The 16,131-nt window shown below is 69.6% G+C and carries 15 protein-coding genes; 5 read left to right on the forward strand and 10 right to left on the reverse strand.

The window, feature by feature from the left end; genetic code table 11:
• Positions 1 to 110 precede the first annotated feature (110 nt).
• The 6 genes from ispG to FHS74_RS15120 form a co-directional block, all read right to left on the reverse strand.
• A complete protein-coding gene (gene ispG / locus FHS74_RS15095) occupies positions 111 to 1,247 on the reverse strand; it encodes a flavodoxin-dependent (E)-4-hydroxy-3-methylbut-2-enyl-diphosphate synthase (protein WP_184801962.1) in 1,137 nt (378 codons plus the stop codon).
• Between the two features lie 142 nt (positions 1,248 to 1,389).
• Entirely contained in the window at positions 1,390 to 2,964 is a 1,575-nt protein-coding gene (locus FHS74_RS15100) for a GH39 family glycosyl hydrolase (RefSeq protein WP_184801964.1), read from the reverse strand.
• Entirely contained in the window at positions 2,964 to 4,184 is a 1,221-nt protein-coding gene (locus tag FHS74_RS15105) for a helix-turn-helix domain-containing protein (RefSeq protein ID WP_184801966.1), read from the reverse strand. Before FHS74_RS15105 ends, FHS74_RS15100 begins: the two co-directional genes overlap by 1 nt.
• A gap of 141 nt (positions 4,185 to 4,325) precedes the next feature.
• Positions 4,326 to 6,533, reverse strand: a complete 2,208-nt coding sequence (gene ptsP, locus FHS74_RS15110) for a phosphoenolpyruvate--protein phosphotransferase (RefSeq protein WP_184802362.1) — start codon at positions 6,531 to 6,533, stop codon at positions 4,326 to 4,328.
• Between the two features lie 161 nt (positions 6,534 to 6,694).
• Entirely contained in the window at positions 6,695 to 7,792 is a 1,098-nt protein-coding gene (locus FHS74_RS15115; RefSeq protein WP_211106326.1) for an NAD(P)H-dependent flavin oxidoreductase, read from the reverse strand.
• Positions 7,793 to 7,971: 179 nt separating this feature from the next.
• The gene (locus FHS74_RS15120) at positions 7,972 to 9,207 is read right to left on the reverse strand and encodes an aspartate kinase (RefSeq protein ID WP_184801968.1); all 1,236 of its coding nucleotides are present in this window, start codon (positions 9,205 to 9,207) and stop codon (positions 7,972 to 7,974) included.
• 397 nt (positions 9,208 to 9,604) lie between these two features.
• On the opposite strand from FHS74_RS15120, the gene ubiG reads away from it, so the two are divergent.
• The gene (gene ubiG / locus FHS74_RS15125) at positions 9,605 to 10,348 is read left to right on the forward strand and encodes a bifunctional 2-polyprenyl-6-hydroxyphenol methylase/3-demethylubiquinol 3-O-methyltransferase UbiG (protein ID WP_184801970.1); all 744 of its coding nucleotides are present in this window, start codon (positions 9,605 to 9,607) and stop codon (positions 10,346 to 10,348) included.
• Between the two features lie 77 nt (positions 10,349 to 10,425).
• A complete protein-coding gene (locus FHS74_RS15130) occupies positions 10,426 to 10,605 on the forward strand; it encodes a hypothetical protein (RefSeq protein WP_184801972.1) in 180 nt (59 codons plus the stop codon).
• A 6-nt stretch (positions 10,606 to 10,611) separates the two neighbouring features.
• Here FHS74_RS15130 and FHS74_RS15135 read toward each other — a convergent pair whose 3' ends face one another.
• Entirely contained in the window at positions 10,612 to 11,094 is a 483-nt protein-coding gene (locus FHS74_RS15135; protein ID WP_184801974.1) for a DUF1178 family protein, read from the reverse strand.
• A 158-nt stretch (positions 11,095 to 11,252) separates the two neighbouring features.
• Here FHS74_RS15135 and FHS74_RS15140 point away from each other — a divergent pair, with 158 nt between their 5' ends.
• Complete coding sequence (locus FHS74_RS15140) at positions 11,253 to 11,843, forward strand: class I SAM-dependent methyltransferase (protein ID WP_184801976.1); 591 nt, start codon at positions 11,253 to 11,255, stop codon at positions 11,841 to 11,843.
• Positions 11,844 to 11,914: 71 nt separating this feature from the next.
• Here the strand turns inward: FHS74_RS15140 and FHS74_RS15145 are convergent, their stop codons facing one another.
• Positions 11,915 to 12,274, reverse strand: a complete 360-nt coding sequence (locus tag FHS74_RS15145; RefSeq protein WP_184801978.1) for an acid-shock protein — start codon at positions 12,272 to 12,274, stop codon at positions 11,915 to 11,917.
• Positions 12,275 to 12,540: 266 nt separating this feature from the next.
• Between FHS74_RS15145 and FHS74_RS15150 the strand changes: the two genes are divergently transcribed.
• Entirely contained in the window at positions 12,541 to 13,314 is a 774-nt protein-coding gene (locus tag FHS74_RS15150) for a hypothetical protein (protein WP_184801980.1), read from the forward strand.
• A gap of 7 nt (positions 13,315 to 13,321) precedes the next feature.
• Here the strand turns inward: FHS74_RS15150 and FHS74_RS15155 are convergent, their stop codons facing one another.
• Positions 13,322 to 14,176 (reverse strand): tetratricopeptide repeat protein, encoded by an 855-nt coding sequence (locus tag FHS74_RS15155; RefSeq protein WP_184801982.1) that lies wholly within the window; start codon positions 14,174 to 14,176, stop codon positions 13,322 to 13,324.
• Positions 14,177 to 14,365: 189 nt separating this feature from the next.
• On the opposite strand from FHS74_RS15155, the gene FHS74_RS15160 reads away from it, so the two are divergent.
• Positions 14,366 to 15,262, forward strand: a complete 897-nt coding sequence (locus FHS74_RS15160) for an SDR family oxidoreductase (RefSeq protein WP_184801984.1) — start codon at positions 14,366 to 14,368, stop codon at positions 15,260 to 15,262.
• Positions 15,263 to 15,292: 30 nt separating this feature from the next.
• Here the strand turns inward: FHS74_RS15160 and FHS74_RS15165 are convergent, their stop codons facing one another.
• The gene (locus tag FHS74_RS15165; RefSeq protein WP_184801986.1) at positions 15,293 to 16,015 is read right to left on the reverse strand and encodes a hypothetical protein; all 723 of its coding nucleotides are present in this window, start codon (positions 16,013 to 16,015) and stop codon (positions 15,293 to 15,295) included.
• Positions 16,016 to 16,131: the final 116 nt, after the last annotated feature.

Below are 16,131 nucleotides of genomic sequence, written 5' to 3' on the forward strand. Positions count from 1 at the left end.
CGCCTTGGCTTGTCCTCACTTTCCAGTCCGCTGACGCTTCCCGGAAAGTTCCGGCGGCCGCAGTCGCGGCCTAGCGGCATGAGTCCGGGACTGATGCCGCGGGCCTTGTATCACTCGGCGGCGGCAGCGGCTTCTTCGGCGGCCTGCGCGGCCTTGATCTCCTCGGCCTTCTTTTCCACCAGCGACACCAGGTGGTCGACGATGCTCTCGTCCTTCAGGCGGTGGGCCGGCTGGCCCGCCAGGAAGACCTGGTGCACGCCCTTGCCGCCGCCGGTGAAGCCGATGTCGGTCATGGTGGCCTCGCCCGGGCCGTTGACCACGCAGCCGATGACCGAGACGGTCATGGGGGTGGTGATGTGAGACAGCCGTTCCTCCAGCACCTCGACCGTCTTGATGACGTCGAACTGCTGGCGGGCGCAGGACGGGCAGGAAATGACGGTGACGCCGCGGCGGCGCAGGCCCAGGGACTTCAGCATCTCGAAGCCGACCTTGACCTCCTCCTCCGGGGGGGCCGACAGCGACACGCGGATGGTGTCGCCGATGCCCGACCACAGCAGCATGCCAAGGCCGATGGACGATTTCACCGTGCCGGCGCGCAGGCCGCCCGCTTCGGTGATGCCGATGTGCAGGGGATAGTCGCAGGCCTCGGACAGGCCCTGGTAGGCGGCCACCGCCAGGAAGACGTCGGACGCCTTCACGGAAATCTTGAACTCCCGGAAGTCATGGTCTTCCAGGATTTTGGCGTGGGTCAGCGCGCTTTCCACCAGGGCTTCCGGGCAGGGCTCGCCATACTTTTCCAGGAGTTCGCGCTCCAGCGAACCGGCGTTCACGCCGATGCGCATGGCGCAGCCGTGGTCCTTGGCGGCCTGCACCACCTCGCGCACGCGGTCGGCGGAACCGATGTTGCCGGGGTTGATGCGCAGGCAGGCGGCACCCGCCTCGGCGGCCTCGATGGCGCGCTTATAATGGAAGTGGATGTCGGCCACGATGGGCACGTTCACCGCCTTCACGATCTCCTTCAGCGCCGCCGTCGACTCCTCATCCGGGCAGGAGACGCGGACCAGGTCGGCGCCGGCCTCTTCGGCGCGCAGCACCTGCTCGATCGTCGCCTTGGCGTCGGCGGTGAGCGTATTGGTCATGGTCTGGACGGAGATCGGCGCGTCGCCACCGACCAGGACATTGCCGACACGGATCTGACGGGAGGTCCGGCGCAGGATCTGGCGATACGCACGATGGGTGGTGGACATGGCGGAACTGGCCTCGTGAAGGAATTTGCCCCGTAAAGTGCTGCCGGACGGCCCCGGGATCAAGAGGCCATCGCACAAGGCATGACCGCGCGCCGTGCGGGACGCCCCGGCCGGCAACGGTTGGGTAGCTGAACGGATGCGACTATTTGGCCGCGGCGTCCAAGGTCACCAGCACGATGTCGTTGCTGTGCATGGGCAGGGTGGTGGCGACACGGCCGTCGGCGCCCACGGTGACTTTCATCTCCGTCTCCGCCTGGTCGCGCGTCAGGTCGGTCAGCTTGGCCAGCTGTTCCGGCGACAGCGTCTTGGGCGCGCCCATGTCGATGTAGGCGGAATAGGCGTCGTTGGCGCGGAAGCCCGTGCGATGGACGGCCAGGCGATAGGGGCCCGGCTTCAGCCCCTTGAAGGTGACGGTGACAGGCGCCGCCGGCTTGTTGGGCACGATCCTGCTGTAGAAGGAGCGGTTGCTGACCGGCTGGCGCGGCTGTTCAAAGTCCCACACCAGCGCCGCCGCCTTGCCCTCCGCGGCAGCCGCCAGCACCTGGCCATCCGTCACCGGCACGGCGTCGCCTTGCAGGGCGTGCAGGTACTTGTAGGCGAAGTAGGCGGGCTTGCGGATGCCCTCGCGGTTCATCAGGCCGAAGCCCCCTTCGAAGGGGGCGGTGGGCGGGCCCGGCTCCTCGAACAGGTCGCTGAAGGTCCAGTAGCTCATGCCCTGGACCATGCCCTGGCCGGCCTTCAGCTTGGCCAGGATGTAGGGCGCGCTGATGTAGCTGTCGTGCACCAGGTCACGGGGGGTGTAACTGGTGCTCCACTCCGTGAAGAACAGCGGCAGGGTGGGGAAACGCGAGGCCGCGATCTGCTGGCGCACCTTGCGCACGTCGCCGACGATGGCGTCGGGCGAGGGCGACAGCTTGGTGTCCGCCACGCCGGCCTCATCCAGGAAACCGCCATCCACGCCATAGGTGTGGGTGGCGACGAAATCCACGGGCGCGCCGCTGTGGGCGACATGGTCCAGGAATTCCGGAACCCAGGCGGCGCCGGCGGTGGCGGGCCCGCCCACGCGCAAGGCCGGATCGATGGCCCTGATGGTATTGGCCGTCAGATCATAGAGCGCGAAATAGGCCTGCTGGTCCGCCCCTTCCCAGAAGCCCGCCAGGTTGGGCTCGTTCCACACCTCGAAATACCAGCTGCGCACCTCAGCCTGGCCGTAGCGGGCCTCGATGTGCTGGACGAAGGCGGTGATGAGGTCGCGCCAGGCGTCGGGCTTGGGATGGGAGGTGTTGCCCTCCCAGTAGAAGATCTTGTTCTCGGACGTCGCCATCGCCTTGGGCGTGAAACCCAGTTCCACGAAGGGCTTCAGCTTGCGCGCCAGCAAGGCGTCGTACAGCTGGTCGATCTTGGTCCAGTCGTAGGTGAGGGCGCCGTTCTGCTCCTTCACCGTGCCCAGAACGTCGTGGAAGATGGCGTGGAAGCGGATGTAGCGGAAGCCCACCTCATCCTGCGTGGTCTTCAGCTGCGCCATGCTGTCCGGTCGGATCAGGGTGCCGGGAAAGTCCGAGCCGATGGACAGGTCGAAGAAGCGGTCCATCGGCTGGGTGGCCTTGGCCACGTCGATGTCAACCTGACGGGCACGATCGGCCGCCTGGGCGGCGCCGGCCAGCAGCAGGCAGGCGGATAGGCAGGCAGCCACCCTGCGGCGGAACAGTGATGTCATCAATGGGTCACCCGAGCCTGAATATCGTCCGGTTGCAGGGGATAGCTGCGCACCACCTGGCCTTTGGCACCCAGCGTGGGCAGGTCCTTGCCGTCCAGGCTGATCACCAGGCCACCGGCATTGCCGGTTTCCAGCGACAGGCCCGGCACGTCGGGGGCGCGGAAACTGTCACCGGGGTGCAGCACGCGCGATGCCCACAGCGTGCCCTTGGCGTCACGCACCTGGATCCAGGTTTCGTCCGTGGCGCGCACCACCACACGGGCGGGGCCGGTCTGGCCGAAGACCCGGCCCTTGGCCGGGGCCGGCGCGGCGCCGGGAGCGGTGGTGTCGGGGCGCATGCTGGCCTCGGCGGCGGCCCCGGCGGTGTCGGTGTCGGCGGCCACGGCCTTGGGCTGGCCCAGGTCCGGCATCTGCGGCGCCTCGTCATCCGGCGCTTCCGAGGCGGCGGCCCCGGCGGGGGCGGGAGCCTGGGCGACCGGGGTTTGAGCGGAGGGAGGGGCGTTCTTGCCCGGGGCCGCCGGTGGCGGGGCGGCCGTCTGACCGGCGGGCGGGGTCGCCGAAGCCTGGGGCGCCACCGGGACGGGGCCCGGCACCGCGTCGGCCAGCGGGGCGGCGGCGTCAGGGGCGGCCCCCACTTCCGGCGCCGTCGGCTGCGCCTGGTTCAGCAGCGCCTGCACCGCCGGAGCCGGCAGCACGTTGGCCGGCGGCGGTGAGGCGTCGCCACCACCCGTCAGATGGGTCAAGCGTTCCGGCAGCTTGGGCACCAGGTTGAGGGCGCTGCGGTCGGCGGCGGAATAGAGATACCAGCCGCCGTAGAGCACCGCGGCCAACGCCACGGCCGCCACCATCAGCACACCGCTGGGCACGCGGTTCTCGCTGACGGGAATGGGCAGGTACAGCTCCGCCGGCATCACCCGGCCAGCCGTCTCATCCTTGAAGCGGTTGAGCAGCTCCCCCGAATCCAGGCCCAGCAGGTCGGCATAGCTGCGCAGGAAACCCAGGATATAGGCCTGGCCCGGCAGATCGGCGTGGCGCCCGTCCTCGATGGCTTCCAGATAGACCCGGCGTATGCGCAGGACGTTGGCCACGCCCACCAGGTCGTAACCCAGCTCCTCGCGCCGCAGGCGCAGGGTGTCGCCGACGGCCTCGCGCGGCGCCTGCGGCTCGGTGGAGCGGCCGGCGTCGATCATGTCCCGATATCGGTCGCGGCGATCCGTCATAAGGGCTGTCCCAGCACAGGAGGGTGCATGATTTTTGCCAACCGCCGGTTCAATTATTGCGCCAGCGGCGCTGTGGCCGGAGTCTTATCAAGGGCTTCACGGTACCGCAACCATGCTGCCGCCAGAATTTCCGAAAGAGGGTCAGAGCCGCACGCCATGGTCGCGGGCGAAGGCCAGCAGGTGCTGGCGCAGGGACCGGTCCTGACGGTTCAGCAGGCTGTCCAGGAAAGGCTGCAGGACGCCGACATCCAGCGAGCGGATCATGGTCTTGACCTCACCGAACGCCCCGGGGCTCATCGACAGGGTGCGGAAGCCGCAGCCCAGCAACGCCATGGCGTCCAGCGGACGGCTGGCCATTTCCCCGCACAGCGACAGCTGAACCCCCGCCGCCTCGCACCGCCGCACCAGCATGCGCAGCACCGTCAGCATGGCCGGTGACAGCAGGTCATAGCGGTTGTTCAGCATGGGATTGCCGCGGTCGCTGGCGAACAGGTACTGCAGCAGGTCGTTGGAGCCCACGGACATGAAGTCGATATGGGGCAGCAGGGCGTCCAGCTGGAACAGCAGCGCCGGCACCTCCATCATCACGCCGACCTTGAGGTCGCGGGGCGGGGCCATCTTGTCCTGTTCCAGACGGCGCAGTTCCAGGTCCAGCACCCGGCGGGCGCGGATGAACTCCGACACCTCGGCCACCATGGGGAACATCAGGCGCAGATCGCGCCCCGACGCCGCCCACAACAGCGCCCGCAGCTGCTTGCGCAGCATGGCCGGCCGGTCCAGACCGATGCGGATGGCGCGCCAGCCCAGGGCCGGATTCTCCTCCCCCAAATCGGGGAAGTAGGGCAGCGTCTTGTCGCCGCCCACGTCCAGGGTGCGGAAGGTGACGGGCTTGTCCCCGGCCTCGTCCAGCACCTTGGCGTAGGTTTCCTTCTGGATGGCCGTGTCGGGATAGGTGTGCCGCACCATGAAGGGGATCTCGGTGCGGTACAGGCCGATGCCGTCGGCGCCGGTGGCGTGCAGGTGCGGCAGGTCGATCAGCAGGCCGGCGTTCAGCATCAGCCGTACCGGGATTCCGTCGCGCGTCACCGAGTCCAACAAGCGGGTGGCGGCGAACTCGCGCTTGCGCTCCTCCCCCACCTCGATGCTTTTCAGGAAGGCTTCGGTGATGTCCTCGGCTGGGCGCACGAAAACCTGGCCGTGGTCACCGTCGACGATGACGAAGTCCAGCGGGTCGACGCGGCTGAGCACGCCGGTGCACTGGCCCACCACGGGGATGTCGAGGGCGCGGGCGACGATGGCCACGTGGCTGTAGGCCGCCCCCTCCTCCAGCACCAGGCCGCGCAGGCGGGTGCGGTCATAATCCAGCAGCTCGGCGGGGCCCAAGTTGCGGGCCACCAGCACGAACTCGTCCGGCAGGGTGCCGCCGTCCGCCTTGTCCTGACGGCCGGCCAGGTGCTGCAGCAGGCGGTTGGTGATGTCGTCCAGGTCCAGCTGGCGTTCGCGGATGTAGCTGTCGGTCACCGACGCCATGCGGGCGCGGTTGTCGTTCTGCACCTGCTGTACCGCCGCTTCCGCCGTCAGGCCGGTGCGGATGGCCTCGCGGATGCGGGACAGCCAGCCGCGATCGGTGGCGAACATGCGGTAGGTTTCGATGATCTCGTGATGCTCGCCCCCGCTCTCGCCCGACAGGATCAGCAGCCGGTCGATGGCCGAATGCATGCTGTCCACCGCCTCGCGCAGGCGGCGCAGCTCCAGCTCGGGATCATCGGCCACCATCTGGCGGATGGTCAGCTGCGGCCGGTGCAGCACGGCCACGGCCATGGTGATGCCCCGGTTCAAGCTGACCCCGTCCAGGCGCGAGGGCAGCAGCACCAGGTCGTTGGCCACCTGCAGCTCGCGATTGTCGACCAGTTCGCCCGTGGCGACCAACTCGGCCACCACCATGCCGATGGTCTCCAGCGTCTCCACGTCCTGCTCGTCATAGGCGCGCCGCGCGATGTGCTGGATGGCCAGCACGCCGCGCACCCGGCCGCCGCGCAGGATGGGCACGCCCATGAAGCTGTCGAAGGGGTCTTCGCCCGTTTCCGGGCGGTAGGCGAAATTGGGATGGCTGGGGGCGTTGGCCAGGGCCACCGGCCGGGCGTGGGCGGCGATGTCGCCCACCAAGCCCTCGCCCACCCGAAGGCGGGTCTTGTGCACGGCGTCGGGGTTCAGGCCGATGGTGGCGAACAGCTCGAGCACCTCGCCTGCCCGCATGACATAGCAGGAACAGACATCCGCCCCCATTTCGGCGGCGATCAGCATGACGATCTTGTCCAGCCGCGCCTGCGCCGTGCCGCTGGCGGCCATGACGTCGCGCAGGCGGGCCAACAGGCGGCGGGCGCCGCCGGCGGCATCGGCGGAGCGCCGCGCGTCCGTCTTGACGACGGTGGCGGATTCCGGAACCACGGGCGCCGGGTCGACCAGACCCGGCCCGGTAAGACTGGAGGGGGTTCCGGAATGCGGTGCCACTAGCCGGCCGCTCCCGCCAGCGCCAGCACCGGTCCCGTTTCCCCGCGCGCGGGGGCCGGGGCATACCCATACCGCCCGGCCAGCGCCTCTTCCGCCTGGCTCACCAGCTCGGCCAGAATCTCCGCCGTCGGCTGCTCGCGCGTCACCATGCCCACCGACTGGCCGGCCATCAGGCTGCCGTTTTCCACGTCACCGTCGATGACGGCCCGGCGCAGGGCGCCGGCCCAGTAATGCTCGATCTCCAGCTGGGCGTCCTTCTGGTCCACCTCGCCGCGGTTGAAGCGCTCCACCACATCGCGCTGGAAGTCCATGAAGCGGCGCGTGCCCTCGTTCTGCAGGGCGCGCACGGGAATGACGGGGAAGCGGCTGTCCAGCTGGACGGACGGCATGGCGTCGCGGGCGCTGGCGCGGATGAAGGCGCGCTTGAAGTTGGGATGGGCGCGCGACTCGGTGGCGCAGACGAACCGGGTGCCCAGCTGCACACCGGCCGCCCCCAGTTCCAGATAGGCCACGATGGCCTCGCCCCGGCCGATGCCGCCGGCCACGAACACCGGCACGTCCCGAATCTCGGGCAGGATTTCCTGCGCCAGGACGGAGGTTGAGACGGGGCCGATATGGCCGCCGGCCTCCATGCCTTCGATCACCAGGGCGTCCACGCCCATGCGCGCCAGCTTCTTGGCCAGGACCAGCGCCGGGGCGAAGCACACGACCTTGGCGCCGCCATCCTTCAGCTGCTTGATCACTGGCGCGGGCGGCAGGCCGCCGGCCAGCACCACATGGTGCACGCCATGGGCCAGGCAGACATCGGCCAGCACGTCCAGCTGCGGGTGCAGGGTGATGAGGTTGACGCCGAAGGGCCGCCGCGTCAGCGCCCGGGTGGCGTCGATCTCCTGCGCCAGCAGCTCCGGCGTCATGGCGCCGCAGGCCAGCACGCCGAAGCCGCCACCGTTGGATATGGCGGCCACCAGGCCGGCGTCCGACACCCAGGTCATGGCGCCGCCCATGACGGCCAACTCGGTTCCCAGGAAATCGCGCCCACGGCCCCACAACGCGTCCAGCCTGTCGCGAGCGGTTCCGATCGTGGCGATGGTCGACATCAAAAACGATTCCCTTGAGCGAAAAATTGGGAGCGGAAAGGGGATTTTCACCCCAACCGGCCCGGCCAACCGGGCGCGGCATCGTGGGCGATGCCGATCCCTAACCCGAAATGGCCTCCGAAAACAACAATGCCCCGGGGGACGCTTCCGTCCCCCGGGGCAGAGTGTCGCTCAGATGCTTATGCCTGGTCCAGGCCGTAAGCGGTGTGCAGCGCGCGCAACGCCAGTTCGGTGTATTCCTCGGCGATCAGGACGCTGACCTTGATCTCGCTGGTGGAGATGACCTGGATGTTGATGCCGCGGTCGGCCAGCGCCTTGAACATGCGCTGGGCCACGCCAGCGTGGCTACGCATGCCGACACCGATGACCGAGACCTTGACCACGTTGCTGTCGGCGCTGAGGCGGCGGAACTTCAGATCCGCCTTGGCGCCTTCCAGCACCTGCACGGTGCGGTCCAGGTCGGCCTTGGTGACGGTGAAGGTCATGTCGGTGGTGGTGCCGTCTTCCGACACGTTCTGCACGATCATGTCGACATTGATGGCGGCGTCGGTGAGCGGCCCGAAAATGGCGGCCGCCACGCCGGGCCGGTCTTCCACGCCCACCAGGGTCACCTTCGCCTCATCCCGGCTGTAGGCGATGCCGCTGACCAGTTCCTGTTCCACGATTTCGTCCTCATCAACGACAAGAGTTCCCGGCAACGCGCTGCCGGCCGCTTCCTCGAAAGTCGACAGCACCTGGACACGCACGCGGTGCTTCATCGCCATTTCCACCGACCGGGTCTGCAGGACCTTGGCGCCCAGGGACGCCATCTCCAGCATTTCCTCGTAGGTGATGCGGCCCAGCTTGCGGGCCTTGGTCACGATGCGCGGATCGGTGGTGTAGACGCCGTCGACGTCGGTGTAAATATCGCAGCGTTCGGCGCCCACCGCCGCCGCCAGCGCCACCGCCGAGGTATCGGAACCGCCGCGGCCCAGCGTGGCGATGCGCCCGTCCTTGGACACGCCCTGGAAGCCCGCGACCACCGCCACCTCGCCCGTGGCCATGCGGGCCACCAGGTCACCGGACTCGATGCGCTCGATCCGGGCCTTGCCGTGCACGTCGTCGGTGATCAGCGGGATCTGCCAGCCCTGCCAGGACCGGGCGGGGATGCCGATCTCCTGCAAGGCGATGGCCAGAAGGCCACTGGTCACCTGCTCGCCCGAGGCGACCACGGCGTCATACTCACGCTCGTCCGCCAGGCGGCCCACCTGTTTCACATAGTCCACCAGCTGGTTGGTCACGCCCGACATGGCGGAGACGACCACCGCCACCTCATGGCCGGCGTCGACCTCCTGTTTCACCTTGCGGGCGACATTCTTGATCCGGTCGATGGTGCCGACCGATGTGCCGCCGAACTTCAAAACGAGGCGTGCCATAACCCGTGTCTGCCTTGTTCGTGCCGGCCCATGGGCCGGCGGGGTGCGATGCCGGCCGAAACCAGCGGTGGATGCAAAAAAGCCCCCGGCCGCGCGGCGGGATTCCACACCATCGGGCGGAGCCTTCGCGGGGCGGGTCGGAAGCGCGCTATCCTTACCCCGTCGGAACCGCCCAGGCAAGAAACGGGTAATAAAAGGTCAGGGTTGCGTAAACCGGGCGACAGAGCATTTCTATTTCTTGTTTTGTCGCGCCCCCAGGCGGCGGCAATGCTCGCCGCCTTGTCGCCGCGCTCCGGCATGCTTTGTGGCGGCGGTGCGGGTGCTGCGCTCCGGCCGGTGTTGAGTTGGCGGCGGTGACGGCCCATATTCTGGCCCGTTCCGCTTCAAGGTGCCCATGATGAGCCAGACCGCCACGACCACCGTCGATCCCGGGGAAATCCAGCGCTTTTCGGCCATCGCCGCCGAATGGTGGGATGAGGCGGGCAAGTTCCGGCCGCTGCACAAGCTGAACCCGGTCCGCCTGGAATATATCCGCGACCGCCTCTGCGCCCATTTCGGCCGCGACCCGCTGGCGCCCCAGCCCCTGAAGGGCCTGCGCCTGGTGGACATCGGCTGCGGCGGTGGGCTGCTGTCGGAACCCCTGGCCCGCATGGGCGCCGACGTCGTCGGCATCGACGCCGCCGAACGCAACGTCAAGACCGCCGCCACCCACGCGGCCGAGACGGGCACCCCGGTCGACTACCGCCACACCACGGCGGAGGATCTGGTGGCGGCCGGTGAGACCTTCGACGCCGTGCTGTCGCTGGAGGTGGTGGAGCACGTGGCCGACGTGCCCCTGTTCCTGGAGAGCCTGGCGGCCCTGATGAAGCCCGAGGGCTTGCTGGTCATGGCGACGCTGAACCGCACGCCCAAATCCTACCTGATGGCCATCATCGGCGCGGAGTACGTGCTGCGCTGGCTGCCGCGCGGCACCCACGACTGGCGCAAATTCCTGAAGCCGTCGGAACTGGCCGCCGGCCTGCGCGCCACCGGCCTGGCGGTGCGCGAGGTCATGGGCCTGACCTACAGTCCGCTGTCCGACCGCTTCCGCCTGGACGCCCGCGACCTGGACGTCAACTACCTGCTGTGGGCCAGCCGCTGAAACCCGGCATGGAGCAGGAAGCGATCACGCGCGATCGCGTCGTACCCGTAACCCATTGATGATAGAGGGCCCCGCCAATGGACGAAGCGATTCTGCGCCAGCGCGTCGAACAACTGCGCCGGGAACACGAGGCCGGGGAGGCGCAGTTGCGCGCACTGGACGCACGGCGGACCGAGCTGCAAAATACCTTGCTGCGCATCGCCGGCGCCATCCAGGTTCTGGAAGAAGTGATCGCCGAACAGACCCCGGCGGGCTGAGATCCCTCAGGTGTCGTGTTTCGACACCCAGGGGATGCGGGTGAAGGTCACGCCCTCATCCTCCAGCTCCGCCGCCTCCTCATCCGTGGTCTCGCCATAGATGGCCTTGGCGTCAGCCTCGCCGTAATGAATCTTGCGCGCCTCCTCGGCGAAGCGGTCGCCCACGTGGGTGGCGTTGGCCTCCACCTGCCGGCGCATCTCCCGCAGCAGGGACATGACCGCCGCCGGCCCCTGGGACGCAGCCTCGGCCATCGCCGCGGGCGTCACCTCGGGGGCGGGCGCTGGCAAAGCCGGAGCGGGTGCCTCCTCGGCGCGGGTGCCGCGCGACTTGGCGATGCGCGGCGCCATGGGTGCCTTGGCCACCGTGCGGTCGCCGCAAACGGCGCAGCTGACCTCCCCCGCCGCAACTTGGGCGTCGCAGGCGTCCGCGTTGCGGAACCAGACGTCGAAGGTGTGGCCCTGGCCACATTTCATTTCATACAGAATCATGGGGCTGGATCATGGGGGGCAAGATCGCGGGGCACGGGCGCCGCCACAAGGCGGCCGCATCAGGAAATGTCATATACAGTCTGGATGTGGGTGGGGAAAGCCGCCCCGGCAATGCGCATGCCCCGCATGACACCAGCGCCCTCGCATAAGGACACCCCATGCCCCCAGCGCCACACCATGATCCACGGGGCCAGGCCTCCGCCTGGGTCCAGCGCTTCGCTCCGCTGGTTGCCCGGGGCGGCGCCGTTCTGGACGTGGCTTGTGGGGGAGGGCGGCATGCCCGGCTGTTCCACGCCCTGGGCCATCCCGTGACGGCGGTGGACATCGACACCCGTGGCATGGCCGACCTGGAAGGCCAACCCGGGATCACCATCCGCCCAGCGGACCTGGAGGGCGGCGCGCCCGTTGATCTGGGCGGGCCCTATGCCGGCATCGTCGTCACCAACTACCTGAACCGGCCGTTGCTGGCCCGCCTGCCCGGCCTGCTGGCCGCTGGCGGGGTGCTGCTCTATGAAACCTTCGCCCAGGGCAACCAGCGCCACGGCCGGCCATCCAGCCCGGCCTTCCTGCTCCGCTCCGGCGAACTGCTGGCCCTGGCCAACGACGCCGGCCTGCAGGTGGTGGCGTTCGAGCAGGGGGAGATTTCACTGCCCCGCGCCGCCGTGGTGCAGCGCCTGGCCGCCGTGCGGCCCATGGCGGCGCCGGACCTGGAGGGCGAGCCGGAGCCGCGCCCCCTACCGCTGGCCTGACCCCTGAAAGCAGGAACGGCCCCGACCGCTGGGGCCGGGGCCGTCCTGGCTGGAACAGATCAGAAGGCGGCTTACTTCTTGGGCGCGGTGGTCTCGGCGCCGACGTGGGCCTTGGCCTTCTTCGCGTGGTGGTGGGTGGTGGTCTTGGCCTCGCCCTTGGCCTCGCCCTTGGCCTCGGGGGCCTTGGCATCGGCCTTAGCCTCGGTTGCCTTAGCCTCGACCCCGGCCTTGGCGTCGGTCTTCACCTCGGTGGCCTTGGCCTCGACCGCCGGCTTGGCGGCGGGGGCTGCCTCGGGGGCTTTCTGCGCCGTCGCCGGGGTGGTGGTCGCAGGAGCGGCGGGGGTATCCGCCGCGAACGCCCCATACGACACCATCATGGCCGTGGCGGCGGCGAGGGCCAGGAGGGGACGGCGGTGGGCGAACATGCTCATGGTCTTGATCCTTGGATCGGGTGGTCTTGTCGGCGTCCCACCATCGGGGCGCAGGGTCATAGTCCCAAGGGATGGGGGCGGCGGTTGGACCGGATTGTGGCAGCGGCAGGATATCTTCGCCGCCTTTCCGCCGAACTGATCGCCAAAGGCCGTGGTTCCGACCTGACCGGCAGGTACCCCTCAGCCTTTCGGCTTCCGACGATTTTCCAGGGAACCCGGGCAGCGCCTTATCGTTACATTCGCGCACGGATTGTCGAGGCGGAAGCATGAAGACCGACAGCGACCAGGCCAATCGCGACCATGTGGCGAAATTCATCCGTCTGCTGGGATCGAATTTCGAGGGGGAGGCGGTCACGGCGCTGGCCAAGCTGCGCCGGCTGCTGCCACAACGGGGCCTGGGCTTCAACGATGTCGGCCAATGGATCCAGTCCCCGGCCAGGGTGATCTATCGTCCGGTCGCCGCACCGCCACCGCCGGACGCCAGGCTCATGGAGGACCGCATCATCGCCCTGGAACGCCAGCGGGCGGAGGCCCTGCGCGCGTTGCGCACCGCGCAAGCCCGGGCGGACAAGGCGGAGGATCAGGCGGGCCAGCTGGTCAGTGAACTGGTGGCGGTCCAGCACCAGGCCCGCGCCACCGCCGTGCCGCCCCCGCCCCCCGGGGTGAGGGCCGCGCCCCGCGGCCGCCGGCAGGGCTATGCCCAGGCCGCCCTGCTGGCCGTGGCGGGAACCATCGCCGTGGGGGCCGCCGTGGGGGCCGCCACGGGTGTCTTCCCGCCGGCGGCCTCGCCCACCGGTCAGGCCAGGCCCCACGCCACCGTGACCGGCCGCAGCGCCTTCCTCTACCCCGCCCCCACCAATGAGCAGGCCGCGCTGACCCTGCTGCCGCCGACCACGGACCTGGAGGTGCTGTCCGACGACACCCCGACCGGCTGGGTGAAGGTGCGCGTCCATACCGGACAGGGCCTGACGGTCGGCTTCATCGAGCGGCGGCGGCTGGACCAGGCGCCGGGCGGCGGCGCCCGCCGCATTCCGGGTTAAGCGCCGGTCAGGACTTGGGCTTGTCCCCGGCCTTCGCGTCGCCCTTGCCGGCGACCTCATCCTTCAACGGGTCCTTGCCATCCAGGCGCAGCAGATTGTCCTGGGCGGCGATGCCGGCGGGGCTGGCGCTAGCCACCTGCACCGCGCGGGTCCAGTCCGCCTTGGCGCCGGGCTTGTCGCCCCGGTCGGCCTTGATGTTACCGCTGAGCAGCAGGGCCTGGCCGTTGTCCGGGTCCAGCGACAGCGCCATGCGCAAGTCGCGCCCGGCCTCGACATCCCGCCCCAGGCGATGCTTGGTCTCCGCCCGCAGGACGATGGCCTCCACCCGGCCGCCATCCAGGCTCAGCGCCCGGTCCAGGTCGCGCAGCACGTCCCACCAGCGCTCCGCCCCCGCCCGCTCGGTGGCGCGGTCGATCAGCAGGTCGGGGTCGGTGGGTTGCAGGCCGATGGCCTTGGTGTAGTCCACATCGGCCTTGGCATGGTCCTTGGCGTTGAACCAGGCCCAGCCGGCCTTGCCCCATAGCCCCGCCGTCACCTTGGGCGGCAGGCCCAGATCAGGGATCACCGCCTCCAGCGCCACGGCCGACTCCTTGTATTCGCCCCGGAACAGCTGGGCCATGGCCTGGCACAGGCGGGCGTCGTTGCCGCCGCCCTTGCTCTCCCACAGCTTGGCCTCGGCATAGGCGAAGTCGGGCAGTTCCTTGGCCCGCTCCAGGCAGGTGTCGCGGTTCAGCGCCACGGGCACGGCCCCGGCGGGAACGGCGATACCGCAGAGGACGGCGAGCGCCGCGCCGGCCGTAAGCCGACGGGCGGAAAGACGGGCAGCCGAAAAAGTGAGGGTGTGCTTGAGGGTAATCATCATGGCGCCTAGAGTCCCGAACGGCGGATGGATCGCAAGTGCTTTCATGCCGGGACCGCTTCCAGGGGGATGCGGCAACGGGTCACGAGGATAGCACGGGCGGCGCCGTCGCGGCTGGCGCGGGTCCCTGCCATCTTCTGGTTGCGGGGGGCGCCGATGCGCACCCCCTTTTGGTTAACGGAGCCTGTCACCATGCCCTTGCCCCCCGTCCCCGGCCGCCTGTTCTGCTTCGGGCTGGGCTTCAGCGCCACGGCCCTGGCCCACCGCCTGGCAAGCGCCGGTTGGCACGTGGCCGGCACCTGCCGTACAGCGGAGAAGGCCGCCGCCCTGCGCGCCCGGGGCATCGAGGCCCATGTCTTCGCCCCCGGGCATCCCCTGGACCCGGCGGCGCTGACCGGCACCACCCACCTCCTGGACTCTGTGCCCCCGACGGCCACGGGCGACGTCGTGCTGGCGGCCCTGACGCCCGAGATCCTGGCCCTGCCGGACCTGCGCTGGGTGGGCTATCTCTCCACCACGGGCGTCTACGGCAACCAGGACGGCGGCTGGGTGGATGAATCGGCCCCGGTGCAACCGGCGACGGAGCGGGGCCAGGCCCGCGCCGTGGCGGAGGCGCAGTGGATGGCCCTGCATGACGCGCACGGCCTGCCGGTCCACCGCTTCCGCCTGCCCGGCATCTATGGCCCGGGGCGCAGCGCGTTGGACCAGATGCGGGCAGGCACCGCCCGGCGGGTGGACAAGAAGGGCCAGATGTTCAGCCGCATCCACATCCACGACCTGGGCAGCGCCGTCATGGCCAGCATGACGGCCCCCAACCCCGGCGCGATCTACAACGTGGCCGACGACCACCCCTGCCCCTCGCCCGAGGTGGTGGCCTATGCCGCCCAGCTGCTGGGCGTGGAGCCGCCGCCCCTGGTGCCGTTCGAGCAGGCGGCCCTGTCGCCCATGGCCACCAGCTTCTATGGCGAGAACAAGCGCATCGCCAACGCCCGCATCAAGGCGGAGCTGGGGGTGAGCTTGCGCTATCCCAGCTATCGCGAGGGACTGGACGACCAGCTGGCGGCGGAGCGGGCCGCCGGCCGCACCTGACACGTCAGTGGCACACGTCAGCGGCACACGTCAGCGGCCGGCCGGCGCGGGGGCGACGGCGCTGAAGGTCACGTGGGCCGACTGCGTGGCCTTCTGCGCCACGTCCAGGCCCCCGCCGCCCTCAGCGGGTGCCGCGTCGGCCATCTTGGCCATGGCCATCATCGGCGCGCGCTGCATCATCGGCATCACCGCCGCGTTGAAATCCACGCGGCCCACACGGAAGTCACGGCCGGGGAAGGCGGTGTTGAGGGCCTTCATTTCCTCCGTCACCCTGCGGTAGAGGGCCTCGCGCAGGCGGGCGCGCACGGCCTCCTGCTCCGCCAGGGTGGGGGTGAAGTCGATGCCCGCCACCTTGATCTGCAGGCCGGCGCGGCTGGCCTGGCGCGCCCGGTCGGCCAGGCCGCCGAGCTGGGTTTCCGGCAGGCGCGCCTCCAGCTCCGCCCGCCAATGGTCCAGGCCGGCGGCATCCTGCTGGCGATCGAAGGAAACCACGCGCCATTCACCCTTGTCGGAAACGGCCTGCGCCGCCTTCAGCACGTCGGCGCGGGCGGACCCGGCATTGCCGCCACCGGCATCAACGGTCAGGCTGACGCGCGCGGTGTCGGTCTTGACCCAGTCCTCCGCCGTCAGCGTCAGGGTCACCTGGTCCTGCGCCGGCTGGCCCATCATTTGGGCCATGGCCGGGGCGCTGGCCAGGGGCAGGGCCGCCAAGCTGGCGGTCGCGATCAGGGAGGCGGCAAGCAGGCGACGCATCGGGGTCCACCCATCCGTTCGGGGCCGGGGCGGAATGCCCAGGCCGTCCCATGCTTGTGGCACAGGGGCGCGGCGGATTTATGGCGGGAAAAAACGGCGGAATGGCTGAACGGCAA

It is taken from the genome of Nitrospirillum iridis (assembly GCF_014205765.1).
GTDB classification, from domain to species: domain Bacteria; phylum Pseudomonadota; class Alphaproteobacteria; order Azospirillales; family Azospirillaceae; genus Nitrospirillum; species Nitrospirillum iridis.